The organism is Allomuricauda sp. R78024 (genome assembly GCF_044596045.1).
GTDB lineage: Bacteria > Bacteroidota > Bacteroidia > Flavobacteriales > Flavobacteriaceae > Flagellimonas.
The window spans coordinates 1,620,932-1,638,569 of record NZ_CP138995.1 but is presented as its reverse complement, the minus strand read 5'-3'; the positions used below and the strand labels follow the sequence as shown (position 1 = coordinate 1,638,569).

Below are 17,638 nucleotides of genomic sequence, written 5' to 3'. Positions count from 1 at the left end.
AAAAAATCAGGGATTCTTCGGGCTATCTATCTTTTTTCTTTTGCTCAGTACTTCATTGTGCGCACAGGAAAAAATGGAATATAGCAATTCAGAAATGCAAGTGGTGCTGGGCACATCAAATACCTTGGATTTTGTCACCGCTAACTTGGATGCAAGCAATTTGGTCAATGTTTCTCCCATGGGTCACGTAAGTTTGTTTATAAAGGAAAATCAAGCGCCTTATGACCGATTTACTTATACATTAAGACTTAACATAACTCCAGCTTCCGTTACAGGTGCATTTGATGGCACTACAACCGAAGTGACCCTTACCGTAGAAAACAATGTCACCCAAGGAGCAAACGGCTTATCAACAGATATCAGCAAACATGTTGCCATTGGAGCTTATGGAGCAAGTATTGAGCTCATTGAAGGCACCTATACCTTAGATGGTTCTTCTCCTGTCATTAATGGGGCTATACCTGCTAACATTGGGCTAGAAATAGGATTTAGTGCAGAAACTTATGTAGAGCTTTCTACAACAATTCCCAACCCGACTGCTCAACTTGCAGCAGCAGGTAAAGAATTACAAATAGATTGGAGTGCAATTCCAGGCGCAGTTTCCTACGATGTGGAATGGACATGGATAGATGGATATGACGATGCTTTTAATAATTTAAGGGCTTTAAATACTATTCCTTTTACAAGACGTGATTTTGAACTTAATAGCACTAGGGTACAAACAAGCAATACCCAATATGTGGTTCCTTTAATTTACTCAAAAGGTTACTTCTTGTTTAGAGTAAGAGGCGTTGGTAAGTATCTTGAAAATAGCACTAAATATAAATATGGTGAATGGAGTGCTGCAGAAGATAATAATGGTACCACACTTGCAGACTGGCCAGGGACCTATATGTACATCATTAATTCTGATCATCAAGTCTCAAAGAATTGGCAGTTTCAGTCATCATTTGCTGAAGATGGTAAGAAGAAAGAGGTGGTCAGCTATTTTGATGGTACGCTAAGGAATAGGCAAACTGTTACAAAGATAAATTCTGATGACAATCTCATCGTTGGTGAGGTAATATATGATGCGCAAGGTAGACCAGCCGTGGAAATCTTGCCTGTACCTACCACAAGAAGTTTGGGACTGGATTACATAGATCAGTTCAATCTAAAAAATACCGCCACCGTCTACAGTTATCAAGATTTTGATTTGAACAATCAGAATATTTTAGATCAACTTTCTACGGAAAAAGGCATGGCTACTGATGATGGTGCAAGCAAATACTATTCAAACACCAACGACATTACCACACCTTTTAAAAACAGAATACCGGATGCATTGGAGCATCCCTTTTCACAGATTGAATATATGCCTGACAATACAGGTAGAATCCGCAGAAAAAGTGGTGTAGGGTTAACCCACCAGCTGGGTAGCGGACACGAAATGGAATACTATTATGGTACTCCTGAACAGAAAGAACTTAACCGTCTGTTCGGTTACAGTGTTGGTAATTCGTCCCATTACAAAAAAAACTTGGTCATAGATCCAAACCGTCAAGTAAGTGTTAGTTATATAGATCCCCAAGGTCGCACAATTGCCACAGCATTGATGGGGTCTTCACCAACCAATATGGAGGCCTTGGATGATGAAGATAATGGTTCAGGACTTCATGTTCAGACTACAGTGGATTTGTTGGGCAAAATAAACTCCAATGACCCAGATACCAGTTTGGATAATAATAGAAAATGGGCCACACAAACTTTTGGAGCTAAAAATAATGCTCTTTTGTATAGCGCTACCAAATTGCTGGCATTTAATGAACAGCGCACGTTTTCTTATACGTTGCAACAATCAGATTTTATTTACCAATGCACTACACCAATAAATTATACGGTGGACTATGATGTTTTTGTAGATATTTTGGATGCAGATGGTATTAGCTTGTTACCAGAAGACAGAACAGGTTTTGATTTATCCAACTTTACAGCAGATTTAAATAGGGGATCTTTCAGTCTTGTAAAAAGGCTGGTGGTAAATCAAAACACTTTGGAAACCTATGCTGATGAATTTGTAGCGAAGTTGATGAACCCTAGTGATGATTGTTATATTGATCCTGTTACTGTTGATGTTGTAGAAGACCCTTTTGATGGTTGTTTTGTTACTTGTTCTGATTGCGAAAATGCTTTGATAAGTGAATATGGAGGACAATCAGGTTATGTTATAAGCCGTAGAGCGAACTACGATTTTTCCCAGCTAGAGGACATATTGACCCAATCAGAGTTGGATAAAGAAAAATTAAGATTGGATGCCTCCTTTGAAGAACAGTGGAACGACCTCATAAGAGCATGTAACGCTCCTTGTGATGGGGATACTTTGGATTTAACCAATATCGATTCGGCCGACATAGTTTCCAATTCACTTACATGCAATATTATTCGTTCTTCCCTATTGAATGATATGAAGCCTACTGGACAATATGGGCAATATCCTTCCACAATTGATAACAATGGGAACACGAGCAATCCCACACAAATGATTTTGAACATCTTTTACGATGGAAACCAATTGTTTACAACAGAAATAGAAAACAGCACATTACGCAATAGTTGGAGAAACCCAAGACACCCCGTATATGATCCAATACCGCAAGGAACTGGTTTATACACTCAGGGGCATTACTATAATGAAGATGGCACCACAAGCTATATAACCGTTAAGGAAATTACCGATAATGATGGAAATGTAACGTATTCACCATCAATTTTAGCCGGGTCACCAAGATTGCCCATTTCACAAAATGCCAATAATGATGAGTACAAGGTAGAACCTAAGTATTTGACCAATCCCACCGACTTTATAGATTCAGGAATTTGGAAAGATGAATGGGCAGAATCTCTGTTGGTCTATCACCCAGAATATTGTTATTTGGAATATGCTGAATTGGTCTGTGGAATTACAGCATCACGTCCCGGTGGTGCAGGAATCACAAATTCTGATGCCTATGACCAATATTTAAGACAGGAACTAATATCCTATAGCACTGCAGGGAATCTGGCAACAGGTACAGATATTATGGATGCAGATCCTTTTTTTGCAGGTAGTATTCCGGCTGGCCTTTCAGGAATTTCTTTCGATTTAAGGGATAACATCATGCAGGAAGCATTAACATCAAACTATGCCGGTAGCGGTCGTAGCCTACAGGAATTTGCTTATGCTACCGTTGCATGTAATAGTATCTCTGATTGTCCAACAGGGGGCAATCCCAGTTCTTTGACAACTGAACAACAAAATCAGTACTGGAATATTTACAAAGCCAACTACATCAATGTAAAGCAAACAATTCTATCCTTATTTGCTAATGTTTATGCCGAAAACAAGGATTGCTATAATGGCTGTATAGGTGAAGAAGCGGCTCCTGTCAATATTTTAGCGACAATCGCGGATTATACTTCCATCAACAAGAGTAACTTGAATGGAATCATTGAAGCTGGAGAAGACAAAATATGCAATAGTGAAGTGGCCGACGAATATGCCCAAAAAGAGAAAAGATTCAAACCCTCAGATGTATTGTATGATTCTGGACAATCCAATGAAGATGTCATAGCTGAGATGTCTGAATTTACAGGGTACGAGTACTATATAGAAACAGGTGTTTGCCCTATGGCCAGAGATCTTCAAGTATTTTTGGAATACACTTTTTTAGATCTCATTGGCACGGGCTCTTCTGGACAAATACCCTATACTGGAAATTACCTTAGTAGGGAGCTTTATGAAGATTTTGGCGGTATTTATCCAGCATCCAACCCCATCTTGGATGTAAGTACTACTGCAGGAACCACATTGGAACTTAGCGTATCTGGAACTACTGGTGCTCCAACAGAAGTCATTCTTCCTGCTAGTACTAGAACTTGGAACGACTATGGTACCAATTGGGTCATTACCAAGGTCAAAAACATATATCCCGTTTATGACTCCTCTATTCAACGCTTTAGATATGATGCAGTAATTGAAACAAGGACCAGTTTAACAGCTCCTGATTTTGAAGAAATTGTTGTTTCTGGGATAACCGACGCGCGGATAGCAAATTGTTCCATAGATGCTCCCAACGGAGTAGGACAATATCTGGGCAATGGTGCCACTTATGGCCCATTGGCAGATTGTAACATACGCCCTCGATTTTCTAAAGCCTTGGTGGGTCTCTTAAATGCGCTTTACGATACAGGAAATCTATCTGCCTCTGGGGTTGCACTGAACAATTTCCCAGAATTTCGCGATAGTTACCTCAGTACTTTTTTTAATAGTGAGTTTGCCACTTGGAATGCCTCTGCCAATATGTATTTCATTGATGTTAACGGTACACAACAGTTTGTATTGGATATGGATCAGCAATTACCTACCAATGGAGTCATAGACTTTTTGGCCATTGCCATAAGCGATGAGTTTAATGATCAAAACTTGGTGGTACGGCAAAATGCCAGGGTCACCTATTTGGACATCAACTTTGAAAAAGAGACGGCGACAGGTTCTATACTGGGCAGTGGGCAGCCAAATGAGACATTTGTAAACTTTTTATGCTGTGGAAATATCAATGATTTTGCTGGAGACCCAGTAGACCCGATTCTAACATGTGAAGAGGGTGCGGGCAGCATAAAACCAGAAACCTTGCTTTATTTAAAAAATCTTATGAATGCCCTAATTTTAAATGGGCAGTTGTTTGGTCAAGATGTAAGTTTAGCTGGTTATCCTGAATACAACACTTTTCTTCAAGATTTCCTTCAAGCAAATGCAGTTCTTTTTTGTGAAGATAGCTTTAGAACCTGTCCGTCTACCACTGTAGATTTTACCGATACTAGCAATGTAACCTGGACTTATGAAGTTGATGAAATAGAGACCCTATTTATCTTTACATATAATGATGATAATGGTAATTTTATCCATTCTTCTAGGATAAGGATACCCTCAATTGGTGGTTTTTTCTCTCAATCCACAACAGAAATACGAAGCCTAATAGCAACAGATGAACTTTTGAGGCCAGATAATGGCTTTGAATTGGAACATGAATATGCTGAAAATGGGTCTACATTTATTCAAACTTGGACTGGAATCTCCATTGGTCTTCAACGAAGGCAAGGAGCCGTACAAACGGGTGGGAGTGCGCTATTTGGCTCCTACTGGGGCTGTGATTTAATTTCTCAAAATCCGCAAGAACCACAAAAGGTGATTTCATGCGTATCAGACCCGTTGATGGAAGAAAGCTTCGAAAACCATGTTTTGGAAATTTTTAACGATGTTTTGGAAGTGTTTGATCCTATCTCTATATCTACTCCAATATCTGTTGTTCGATTCCCAATCAGTTCATTGGCGACAGATAACCTATTGAATGACAACTCGCTTGAGCTAGAAAGAAAGACTTCCATAGAGTTTACCGAATTCCATAGTCAGCCTTTTAGATATCCCTTAGTAAGAGGAAGTGCCAATGCCGAATATAATGCTGGATCTTCATACTATCCTATCAAAGTGTATATGGGCACCTACCCCTATTGGGTTAATGGATCAAACATCAGAATTGAATTGGATATTTGGGATACTCAAAGTGGTTCCTACACCACTGACCAACTTGGTCAAATCCAAGAGATTCTTGAATTGGACATCATTCAAGATATCACGCCTTTAAGTAGCAACAGAGCTGCAGGTACCCTAACTTATTTAAATGATTCCGATGAGGTTATTTCTGCAAATTTCAGATTGCATCTTCGAGCTCGTGATAATACAGCCGTCCATGCCATTGCAGATTTTGATTCATTATGCTCGGAATTATTTGGTGATGTTTCCGGTAGTCTCTTGAAAATCAGTCCAAACCAAAATGCCAAATCAAAGAATGGTACTGCCCAAAAAATTCAAATACCCAATGCAGAAGTAACACTTCTAAATGGCGCCCTTCATTCCATTGAATACCAAAAAGACTTCATGACCGAAGATGAAAAAATGGTTGTGGAAATGGAATTATTGAACATCATGGAAGGTATAGGTGGTTCATCTATTGCGTCCAAATCGGCTGGTAAATCCGGTGGCACCCTTACTTCCAAATTCATCTCTGAAGCCAGTGATGAATGTCTTACAACTCAGATTTGTATCCCTCCTATACCCACTCCATTGAGCTGTACTGATGAATACCCCAACTATGTGGCCATTATGAATGGGATTACCAGGGATCTTGAAGATGATGATATCGTATCCGAGGAAGATTTTTGTGCCAATTCCTTTCAATATTTGGTTGCAGATTACCAACATTACATCACTACGTTTGGGGTAACCAACACGCTGGACTTGGAATATATGTCCATACAACGATTTGGGGCCACCGATTTTAATTATGGCTACAGTGGTATCCAAGGAATTATTGACCTGTACAAAACCCATGTGGAGCAAACTCGTATAGATGATTCACAACCTACACAGGACTGGGCAGCTTTTACTCGCGATTACCTCAACGTTAATCCAAGCATTTGCGTACCGGCTTCCTTCCCCATCAACTTTGGCAGTGCCAGTGTTACCCTTCCAGATGATAGCCAATGTGTCCAGTTTAAGAAAAGTGTCATTAAAGCCTATAACGACGATAACTATCAAAACTTGGTGGCACAAAAACGCGAAGAGTTTATAAATGCTTATTTGGAGCATGCCATATCCACGCCAGTGGAGAATTTTAGCATGACCTATTTTGATAAGGAATACCAATATACGCTCTACTATTACGACCAGGCTGGAAATTTGGTGCAGACGGTTCCGCCAGAAGGAGTAGCCCGTTACACGGAACAGCAACTTAATGGAGGTATCAACGCTCAAATCAATGCCCATAGGGAAACTAATGAAGCCTTGGAAAATACCGCTCTACTGCCCGATCATGACCTGGTAACGGAATACCGTTACAATTCCCTTAACCAATTGGTATGGCAATACACCCCAGATGGTGGGGAAACCCGTTTTGCCTATGATGCTCTTGGGCGTATCATTGCTTCACAAAATGCCAAACAAGCAGCCAATAATAGGTTTAGCTATACCCAATACGACTTTTTAGGCCGCATTGTGGAGGCTGGGGAGTTGGAACCCAATGTAGCCATTGCCATTGAGGACACTACCGGTAAACTCGTCTATACCGCCGATGATTCCTATGTGGATACCACCGGCACCTTTCCCGCTAACATTTCTGCTACGCAGTATGAGGTCACCACTACGGTCTATAGTGAATTGGTGAGTTTTGCAGCCGATATTTTTGATACTGTAGATGCTGCGAACAATACAGACAGCAACACTCGTAACCGCGTAACCGCAATATACTATTATGACCTGCAGGATGGCACCACCAACCAGGCCAGTTACCACAATGCCATGTTCTATAACTATGACATTCATGGTAATGTAAAAGAGCTGGTACAACATAACAAACTTATGGTGCTGGATCCCAGCAACCCTTACTCTGGAATGAAGAAGGTGCTATACGACTACGACCTGATCAGCGGTAACGTAAACCAGGTTACCTACCAAAACGGAGCGCCAGATATGTTTGCGCACCGCTATATCTATGATGCCGACAACCGTATTACCAAGGTAGAAACCTCCAGTGATGGTATGATCTGGGAAAAAGACGCCAATTACGAATACTACCCCCACGGGCCTTTGGCACGTACCGTTTTGGGTGGTAAAGAAGTACAGGGCATGGACTACGCCTATACGCTACAAGGCTGGTTAAAAGGGGTGAACTCCGAGACCTTGGCAACCACGGACGACATGGGCCAAGATGGTATTTTGGCCTCCTCCAACGTAGCGGCCGATGCCATGGGCTACTCCCTAGGGTATTATGACAACGATTACCAGCCCATTGGCAGTTTGGGCACTAATACCTTTGGGGTAAGTACCGCCAATTCTGGAGTGGAACAACAAGATGGTATAGACGTGGGCGACAACCTTTACAACGGGAACATTAAACATATGGCCACGGCCCTGATTGATAATAACGAGAGCCTACTCGCCACCCAATTTAACAAATATGGGTACGATCAACTGAACCGTATAAAGGCCTTTAGCGGTAGCGGCCCCTCTGCAGATTACGCCGCCACTTATGGGTATGACCGTAACGGCAACCTGCTGGCCTTAAACCGGAACGCTCCCACGGAGCCCATGGACCAGTTGACCTATACCTATAAGACCAAGCTGAACCCCAATACCGGCTCGCAAGAGCGCAGCAACCAATTGGATTTTGTAGCGGATGCCGTAGGCGATAACGGTTATAACGACCTGGCCTCCCAAAGCCCCGGCAATTACCAATACGATGCCATTGGGCAGTTGATCAGCGATACTGCCGAGAACATTACCAATATAGAATGGCGTGTAGATGGGAAGGTAAAAAAGGTGACCAAGAACATTGGCGGCCAAGAGAGCAATATCTCCTTTGCCTATGATGGCTTGGGCAATAGAATTGCCAAGAGCGATGTGGAGAGCAATACCACTACCCTATACGTACGCGACGCCCAGGGCAATGTAATGGCCGTTTATGATAGCGCCTCTAACGGAGAGATCAATACTGCCCCGGAGAACTTTGACCCTGATGTTAGCTTGAACAACATACAGATAACCGGTACCGATAGTTTTACCGCCTTGAACACCATTACAGTGGCTAACCCAGCTGGCAGCAATACGGTGGAAACTGGGGGCAACCTTACTTTGACCGCTGGAGAGGGCATTACCATTTTACCAGATTTTGAAGTAAAAGCAGGCGCCACTTTTTTGGCACAGGCGCAGAACGTGACCAACAGCGGCCCCGGCAATACCAATGGTCTGGTGCTTACGGAACACCATATATATGGTAGCTCCCGCTTGGGACTGGAGCAAAAGAATTTGGATATTACCGAAGTAGCTCCTACCTTACCCGTAACGCTCTTTGAAAATATTGTTGGGGACAAACGCTATGAGTTGAATAACCATTTGGGCAATGTACTTAGTGTGGTTACGGACCGTAAATTGGTGCTTGGTGATGGTTCTTTATTACCAGATGTAGTGGCCTATAACGACTACTACCCCTTTGGTATGCTCTTGCCCAACCGCCATGCCAATACTAGTGATTACCGCTACGGTTTCCAAGGTCAGGAAATGGACAACGAAATTAAAGGAGAGGGAAATAGTTCGAATTATAAGTTCAGAATGCACGACCCACGTATTGGACGTTTCTTCGCTGTTGACCCACTTGCACACGAATATCCTGCATTAACACCTTATCAATTTGCATCTAATTCACCTATTGCTTTAAAAGAAATAGAAGGATTAGAAGGAGATTGGTATGTTTTGGATTTAAGAAAAGAAAAGCCTCAATTACAATTTAATAAGACGGTTGACTATTGGATACCAGATTTTATTGAACCAGATTATGTGAAAGTTGAAGTCCCTGGTCCAAATAATTCTTATTTGTCATATACATTTACTGTTACAGGCGGAGGAAGTGCAAGGCACAATGGAGAATTAGGTAATGGGAATTATATTGGAGATTTTCAAAAGTTCCAAGAAAACCCGTTAGCAGCTATAAATAGTGGAGAGTTTGTTACCGATGGCGAAATAATGGGGAACTTGGTTAGAGATATTGCAATAGCATTAATTTTTAAAAGAGTTCTAAAAGGAGGAAGAGTAGGAACAAAATGGGAAGGTAAAGTATATCGATATGAAAAACCAGACCGAGTAGATGGTACTTGGCAAGTGAATAAATACAATAAAAAAGCAGACCATAGATATTCTAAACCTGGAGAAGCCGCAGTTTATGCAGGGATAACTAAAGAGACAGCTAAAGCAGAAATAAGTCATTATAATGCTTTAGGAGGAAGAGTAGTTGTATCAAAAGATGTGAAACTTAACAATGCACTAGATTTAACAGATGCTAAAGTGCGTAAAGAGTTAGGAGTTACTTTAAAAGACTTAACCTCTGATGGATATGATGTTACCCAAAAAATTGGAACATATGCGAGACAAAATGGGTATGATGGTATAATAGCACCTTCAGCAAGAGATAAATCAGGTGCAAATGTGATAATCTTTGGGGAAGCAAAAGACGATTAATTATGTTAGAAGAATTTTATAAAGGAGATAAACTATGGGAAGATTTTGTATCGGTTTTTCCCAAACACGATAGTTTACAATGTAAAGAAGAATACAAGCAGTTATTCAATAATATGAATATGAATAAGGATTTATCTGTAGTTATTTATGAATTAATAGGCTCTAAAGAAAGTCTTAACTGGGTAACTCAAGACAACCCAGCATTAGGTGGTTTAAAGCCTATAGAATGTCTTGAAGGTAATTTATTAAATAGATTAAGAACTATGCTTATGCGTTTTTAATTAACTTAAAAATATTATAGTGTCGTTAAAGAAAGGATTAGGTTATTTATTTTATGTTTTATGCCTGTTGCTATTGATATTAGCTTTAAAAGATATAATGCAGACTATTCATTTTTTTGATAGACCCCGCTACCGCTAGTCTCTGACTAGTGCCGTTCCAGAAAGTAAGAGTACTAAAAACTGTTGCCTGGTCCACTTGTGCTGAGCTTGTCAAAGCATGACTAGCGGCAAGCAAGAGTAAGCAATAAAATTGAGACAAAAGCCACGGTCAATACCGTGGCTTTTATTTTGTGACACCCACCAATTGCAAACTGGTGGTAGCTACGGTCTTTATTTTGCCCAAAAGCGTAAACTAATGGCGATCATAGGTCAATTCAACCCTGAAAACGAAAAACAGAACAGCTATCTTTTACGCATGAGTAGGAACTATAAGTTTCGCAACCCAAATGCAGCCTACTTTGTTTCTTTTGCAACCGTATACTGGATAGATGTCTTTACAAGGCCGCAATATTTTAAGGTATTGGCAAAAAGTATAGAGTATTGCAGGGCAGCAAAGGGCATGGAACTTTATGCCTATTGTTTTATGCCCAACCACACCCATATGATTTTCCGTTCATCAGATGGAGACCCTTCAGGTCTACTACGTGATTTTAAGAAACATACGGCAAAGCAGCTTCTTCAATTAGTTAAGGAAAATCCACAGGAAAGTAGAAAAGAATGGTTATTATCGCTATTTGAAAGGGCTGGAAAAAAGAAAAACAATGTTTCTAAATATCAATTTTGGCAACACCACAACAAACCTGTGGAGCTTTGGAGCAATGCGGTCATTAAACAAAAAGTGGATTATATCCATTACAATCCGGTGAAATCAGGCTTTGTGACCAAACCAGAGGATTGGAAATATAGCAGTGCACGCAATTTTGCAGACGACCATACGGTTTTACAAATTGATGCTATGGGTTTTTTGGCCAGTGATTAATATCCCACCAATCCAAGACTGCCGTTAGCGAAGGTTTTAAAAGGTTTTACAGAAAATCCCATGTCATTTCGAACTGTCAGATCGGACTGTCACCCTGAGCGAAGTAGAAGGGGTAGTCGAGGTCAAAGTGTGAAATCTCACCCAAATTTTAAAATCATGAGATTCCTCGTCGCTTTGCTTCATCGGAAAGACATTGCGCTTTAAAACAACGAGCCAACAAAAAACCACTCCTTGTAGGAGCAGCTTTGCTGTATTTTTGCTTTTATTTTAAATTACTCCTCGGACAAGCTGTTCATCAGTTGCTCCAATTTTTGCTGCTGCTTCAGTACTTTGGTATTCAATTGCTTGATCTGTATATTTTGTTCAAGGGTATAAAGGGTGAGTTCCTCTATTTTCTCTAGCAATAATCGGTGCATCTCTCCTACTTCAATGCCATGCTCCATTACTACTTTTGCTGTGGGGATGTTGGGCAGATGTCCTTTTTCTGTAATATGTTGTTGTACTTCATCCAGAGAAGGTAGATCATACCCCTCTTTAAACACATAATCTGGCCAGGTAGCTTGTAACTGCACTTTAAGCTCCTCGCTAATAATCTTACCGCTTACAGCAAGCCTATAATCTGTGGGTATGGTATTGGTTCCTATTCCTACATTCCCTGTGGTATACGAAATATCCCCGGAAGATTCTGCCCAAACCGTGCTACCTCCGGAAGAACCAGAACTATCTGTGGTAACGGATACCGTATTACTGGCTACACTTTCGTTGGCAGCAGCATCAAGGGTGGTTACCGTAAAATCATATGTGGTGCTTGCCGTTAAACCTGTAACCTGATAGGTGCTTACATTACCCAAAGTGCCGTCCAGCGTTCCATCTTTAAAGATATTGTACCCCGTTACCCCCACATCGTCCGTTGCCCCACTCCAGGAAAGGTCTGCCGTTGTCTGTGATTGGACTGTGCCAGAAAGGATTGCAGCTGTAGGAGCTTGGGTATCGGCAACTATGTTGTTTATTATCTCTATTTCGGTAATGCTATTCCATGTATTCGAGGAATTTCCATGACCTATGTAACGAATGTATCGAGTATTTTGATTTGGCACTACAAAACTTTGTAGATCAAGCGTTGTCCCACTGCTCACCAACCCAGTTTGAACCAAGGTCCAATTTGAACCATCCGCAGAAACCTGAATATCGAAAGTTGACGTTCGTGTATTACCCAAATAAAACGCAATTCTCAATTCATTAAAATTTTGGAAGGACCCCAAATCCCATTGTGCCCATTCACCATCGCCAAGTGCACTCCATCTGGTGTTTAAGTTATTGTCATAAGTATTGGAAACTACATTTCCATCATCAATACTTGAAACCGATGAAACAATCGCAATCTCTTGTGCTTGGGCAAACCCGATAGAGAAAATCCACACTACGATAACAGAGGTTCTAAAGTCTTTCATTTAATTTTTTATTTATAGCTATTATTTCTTTAGTTAAAATTTGATTTATCTCTTTTTGTCTGGCATTTAATTGATGCTGTTTTAAAATATAGAGTGTAAGTTCCTCTATTTTCTCTAGCAATAACCTGTTCATTTCCCCTACCTCAATACCATGCTCCTTTACTTCTTTTGCTGTGGGGATGTTGGGCAAATGTCCTTTTTCTGTAATATGTTGTTGTACTTCCTCCAGAGAAGGTAGATCATACCCTTCTTTAAACACATAATCTGGCCAGGTAGCTTGTAACTGCACTTTGAGTTCTTCACTAATAATCTTACCGCTTACAGCAAGCCTATAATCCGTGGGTATGGTACTGGTTCCTATTCCTACATTCCCTGTGGTGTATGAAATATCCCCGGAAGATTCTGCCCAAACCGTACCCCCACCAGAAGAACCTGCAGAGGCATCTGTGGTCACCGATATATTACTGGCCAGACTCTCGTTCCCTACTGCATCAATTGCCTTTGCCGCAAAACTATATGTTGTACTTGCAGTGAGCCCTGTCATCTGATAGGTACTAACATCGCCCAAGGTGACCTCCAGATTGTTATCCTTGAATATCTTATACCCAGTAACCCCAGTATCATCCGTAGCGCCTGTCCATGAAAGGTCTGCCGTGGTATCTGTTTGAGCAGTACTGGAAAGCGTTGGGGCGGTAGGAGCCTGGGTGTCAGGAAAATTTTGCACAAAAGTTAAGGTGAAAGAATCGGTACCCAAAAGGGTTCCATTGCCTCCAGATAGGCTGTAGTATTCAGCAGTAAAATCAATAAGTTGGTCCAAAACCGGTACCCAAGCCTCATAATTTCCACTAGTGTCACCAAAACCTGCATGAGGTGGACTGCTTTCAGTCTGTGAGTGATTTAAGTAAGTAGAAGCGAATATTGTGCTTGCGGTACCATTGGGGCCAACAATTTCAAAATTAAGATTGACAGCACCATTTAAGTTGTCCAACGCAATGGTCATCCCATCGGTTATTTGAAGGAGCCTGTGTTGGAAATTAGTTGGGTCGTGATCTATGTCGGCATCTACCAAATAAATTGTACCATCATCTATTTGTGCATTAGTTTGGGCTGTGAACAAAAAGATTAAAAGAATGGCCAGTGAGAAACTATTTTTCATGATTACTATCTATTTGTTTTTAATTGGTTTACCTGAGTTTTTAGTTCGGTTATTTCTTTTTGTTGTTGGAGCGTATATAACGTCAATTCCTCTATTTTCTCCAACAATAACCTGTTCATTTCCCCTACCTCAATACCATGCTCCGTTACTTCTTTTGCTGTGGGGATGTTGGGCAAATGTCCATTCTGTGCGATATATTTTTGGATTTCCTTCAAAGAAGGAAGGTCATAACCTTCATCAAACACATAATCGGGCCAGGTAGCTTGTAACTGCACCTTGAGTTCTTCACTAATAATCTTACCGCTTACTGCAAGCCTATAATCCGTGGGTATGGTATTGGTTCCTATCCCTACATTACCTGTGGTGTAAGAGATATTTCCAGAGGTTTCCGTCCATGTTCCTCCTCCTCCAGAAGAACCTCCAGAAGCATCTGTGGTCACCGATACATTACTGGCCAAACTCTCGTTCCCCGCTGCATCAATTGCCTTTGCTGCAAAACTATATATTGTACTCGCGGTGAGCCCTGTCATCTGATAGCTACTAACATCACCCAAGGTGGCCTCCAGATTATTATCCTTGAATATCTTATACCCGGTAACCCCAGTATCATCCGTAGCGCCTGTCCACGAAAGGTCTACTGTGGTATCTGTTTGAGCAGTACTGGAAAGCGTTGGGGCGGTAGGAGCTTGGGTATCCGCTGATCCTTGAGGGGTTATGGAAATCCTATCTATAAATACATAATCTCCAATAACGTTGTTCCCAGAAGACCCTGTATAAACTCTTATCTCAGGACTTGTACTGGTGGCAGTTACCGTAAAAGTATATTCGGACCATGTAGTACCAATAATTTCCGTAGTAGAAAAACCTGAAACGCCCGTCCAGTTGGCAAAAGCGGGATCATTGGATTGAGCCCCTTCCCTTCCCCAAATGCTTATATCATATGTTGTACCATTTACCGCCGTGAAACCGTACAATACACTTCTAGTACCTGAGCTGCCACTTGTGGTCGTAGCCTCTATCTTTAACGAATAAGTACCATGCTGGGGGTTGCTAGAATCTGAGGTCATTAAAGTTGATTGAGCGTTCCAACCTGTGGTGGAATCACTCTCACTGTCAATACTTGCCGCGTTGTCTTGGGTATAAAGCTCTTGAGCATATGCGCTCATTGACAAAAGTATTGCGCATAGACTCATAATCGTTTTTCTCATTCCTTAAGTTTTAATTGTTCTATTTCTTTTTGTTGTTTTTCATTTTCAGCTTTCAATTGCAAAACATATAAGGTCAATTCTTCAATTTTCTCTAACAGAAGTCTGTTCATTTCACCAACTTCAATACCATGTTTCTTCACTTCTTTTGCTGCGGGAATATTGGGTAGATGCCCATTTTCCATAATATACTTTTGTACTTCATCCAAAGAAGGCAGATCATACCCTTCTTTAAACACATAGTCTGGCCAGGTAGCCTGCAACTGCACTTTGAGTTCTTCACTAATAATCTTCCCGCTTACTGCAAGCCTGTAATCCGTGGGTATGGTACTGGTTCCTATCCCAACATTACCAGTGGTGTAAGAGAGGTTTCCAGAAGCTTCCGTCCATGTTCCTCCTCCTCCAGAAGAACCTCCAGAAGCATCTGTGGTCACCGGCGTTATATTGCTTACCGCACTTTGGTTTGCAGCAGCATCCATGGCGGTAACGGTAAAATTATATGTTGTACTAGCCGTTAGCCCGATAACTTGATAGGTACCTACATTGCCTAAGGTAGTCTCTAAAACACCATCTTTAAAAATATTATATCCGGTAACCCCAGTATCATCCGTAGCTCCGGTCCATGAAAGGTCTGCCGTGGTATCTGTTTGAGCAGTACTGGAAAGCGTTGGGGCAGTGGGAGCTTGGGTATCTCCACTTCCGCTTCCAGAAACGTTTTCCGGGATTCCAGCAGTGGCAAAAGTGGCTGGGCTTGATTGGTTGTTGTATTGCGTTACGAAGTATTCATCAGTAAAAGAACCATCACCTATCATTATTGTTGAAATCGCTCCGTCAAAGCGAGCATTGTTATCACTTCTACCGCCAAGAAAAATTGCTTTTTGTGTAGTATCCGCATTTGTTAATCCATCTTCAGAATCGTTTGTTATAATGGCACCATTATAGACAAGGTTTGGATCAGCGTTTGATGCAGCTCCTGCATAGAAATTCCATGTTTCTTGAGACACTGCATTAACCTTGCTATTGTTAGCATTACCTATACCAGAGGTAATCATAGGTGTCTGTGCGCCCAACTGAAAAGAATCGTCCTCATCTCCGTCACCCTGCACCAATTGTAGGGCTACGTTTGTATTTATAATATGAACCACCCTTCTCCAACTACCCGTTGAATTATACTTGGCCCAACACATTAAAGATACTCCTACAGGATCCCATTCAGCATCCGGCACGCTTGAGACTGCTCTTTCATAACCAGTGTAAGTAGAAACCTGACTTCCAAAAGGCCCTGTTTCGGTGCCTGCCGGAAGGTCTGTTATAGCTCGTCCACCTGCCGAATCCGTTCTTCCATCATGCGAAACAAAGAAATAAGACGACCAAACTGCTTGGGAACCAAACGCCGAATCAAAGGCGGGCTGCACTTCGCCAACTTTGTTATACCATATATAAATAGTGGTATCTGAGCTTGCAGAAAGAGAGGGAACCTTAACCCAAATCTGACATCTTCTATTTGCAGGAGTAGGATCGGTCACAAATTCCACCACTTCCATTGCCAATTGATTATCGCCATTAACATCACTGGAAAACCGAATATCTCCCCCTCCATTTAGTGCTGAACTGGCACCACCGTCCAATACTTCACTGTTCAAATGATCTAAGGTGATCAGTACCGGGAAATCAACAAGATCTAAAGAACCTGCTATTTGACCAGCTTGAATAGTAATGGCATGCTTCTTTCCCCAACTTTCAAAACCATAATACAATAAGGGGTTTTCTGTAGATTCATCTGTTTTGAAGTTAGTAGGATTCGTTGTGTTTGAGCAAACTGTGCTAAAAACGAAAGCTAATAGAATAGTAAGGCAAAAATTGTTTTTCATATTATTTAGGTTGTTAATTAGGGTTTTGATTCATTTCTCTGCCTAATGAATAGAAGGTAAAATTGTGTAAAAGCTTCCAATGTATATCTAAGCAAGAGGTTGTTATATTTTTACTTCAGATCATCTTGTAGAAGACACTTTCACAGAACTAGTTTATGCACTATTCATTGGAGATATATTTAATCATAAATTTACTTATTTGTAGGTAAATTCCTTATTTTATTATGTAAAATCTCTGTTATAAAAGTGAAGATTTGCTTTAAATGATCAAGATGAAGGTTAAAAGTGATTACTGTAGACAAATTCACCCATCCCAGATTATACTTTTCTAACTAGAAAATTGGTTAAAAGACGCTATTTTTCGATGAAACCAATTTCATTTACCATTTATCCGTTGTTCCTTTCCTTGAACGATTCCTTTATGTCAAAATCCTGTGTCTTCCCAACTTTGTATCAAAGAAGTTCCCATGAAAACACTTGTAAATAATATCAAGAAAGAGTTTACTCCAGATAACTTAACTGCTGCTATTAGCTGTTTGATTATCTCTGTTACCGTTTTCTTTATTATGGCGGTCATTGGTAGAGATACACTGTTATAATTACTCCCTATC

The 17,638-nt window shown here is 40.9% G+C and carries 8 protein-coding genes; 4 read left to right on the top strand and 4 right to left on the bottom strand.

The window, feature by feature from the left end:
* Positions 1 to 73: 73 nt before the first annotated feature.
* The 3 genes from SJY44_RS07320 (at position 74) to SJY44_RS07310 (ending at position 11,344) form a co-directional block, all read left to right on the top strand.
* On the top strand, positions 74 to 10,084 hold the full coding sequence (locus tag SJY44_RS07320; protein WP_396591857.1) for an RES domain-containing protein: 10,011 nt from the start codon (positions 74 to 76) through the stop codon (positions 10,082 to 10,084).
* Between the two features lie 2 nt (positions 10,085 to 10,086).
* Positions 10,087 to 10,365 (top strand): hypothetical protein, encoded by a 279-nt coding sequence (locus tag SJY44_RS07315; RefSeq protein WP_396591856.1) that lies wholly within the window; start codon positions 10,087 to 10,089, stop codon positions 10,363 to 10,365.
* Between the two features lie 415 nt (positions 10,366 to 10,780).
* Positions 10,781 to 11,344: an REP-associated tyrosine transposase gene (locus SJY44_RS07310; protein WP_396592084.1), complete on the top strand. Its 564-nt coding sequence runs from the start codon at positions 10,781 to 10,783 to the stop codon at positions 11,342 to 11,344.
* Between the two features lie 272 nt (positions 11,345 to 11,616).
* Here SJY44_RS07310 and SJY44_RS07305 read toward each other — a convergent pair whose 3' ends face one another.
* From SJY44_RS07305 to SJY44_RS07290, 4 genes are read right to left on the bottom strand one after another with little or no spacing between them, the layout of a single operon-like run.
* Positions 11,617 to 12,795: a discoidin domain-containing protein gene (locus tag SJY44_RS07305; protein WP_396591855.1), complete on the bottom strand. Its 1,179-nt coding sequence runs from the start codon at positions 12,793 to 12,795 to the stop codon at positions 11,617 to 11,619.
* Positions 12,782 to 13,951: a fibronectin type III domain-containing protein gene (locus SJY44_RS07300; RefSeq protein ID WP_396591854.1), complete on the bottom strand. Its 1,170-nt coding sequence runs from the start codon at positions 13,949 to 13,951 to the stop codon at positions 12,782 to 12,784. The genes SJY44_RS07305 and SJY44_RS07300 overlap by 14 nt, the downstream gene beginning before the upstream one ends.
* Before the next feature lie 5 nt (positions 13,952 to 13,956).
* A complete protein-coding gene (locus SJY44_RS07295) occupies positions 13,957 to 15,159 on the bottom strand; it encodes a fibronectin type III domain-containing protein (protein ID WP_396591853.1) in 1,203 nt (400 codons plus the stop codon).
* Positions 15,156 to 17,027, bottom strand: a complete 1,872-nt coding sequence (locus tag SJY44_RS07290; protein ID WP_396591852.1) for a fibronectin type III domain-containing protein — start codon at positions 17,025 to 17,027, stop codon at positions 15,156 to 15,158. Before SJY44_RS07290 ends, SJY44_RS07295 begins: the two co-directional genes overlap by 4 nt.
* 467 nt (positions 17,028 to 17,494) lie before the next feature.
* Between SJY44_RS07290 and SJY44_RS07285 the strand changes: the two genes are divergently transcribed.
* On the top strand, positions 17,495 to 17,626 hold the full coding sequence (locus tag SJY44_RS07285) for a hypothetical protein (protein WP_298928768.1): 132 nt from the start codon (positions 17,495 to 17,497) through the stop codon (positions 17,624 to 17,626).
* Positions 17,627 to 17,638: the final 12 nt, after the last annotated feature.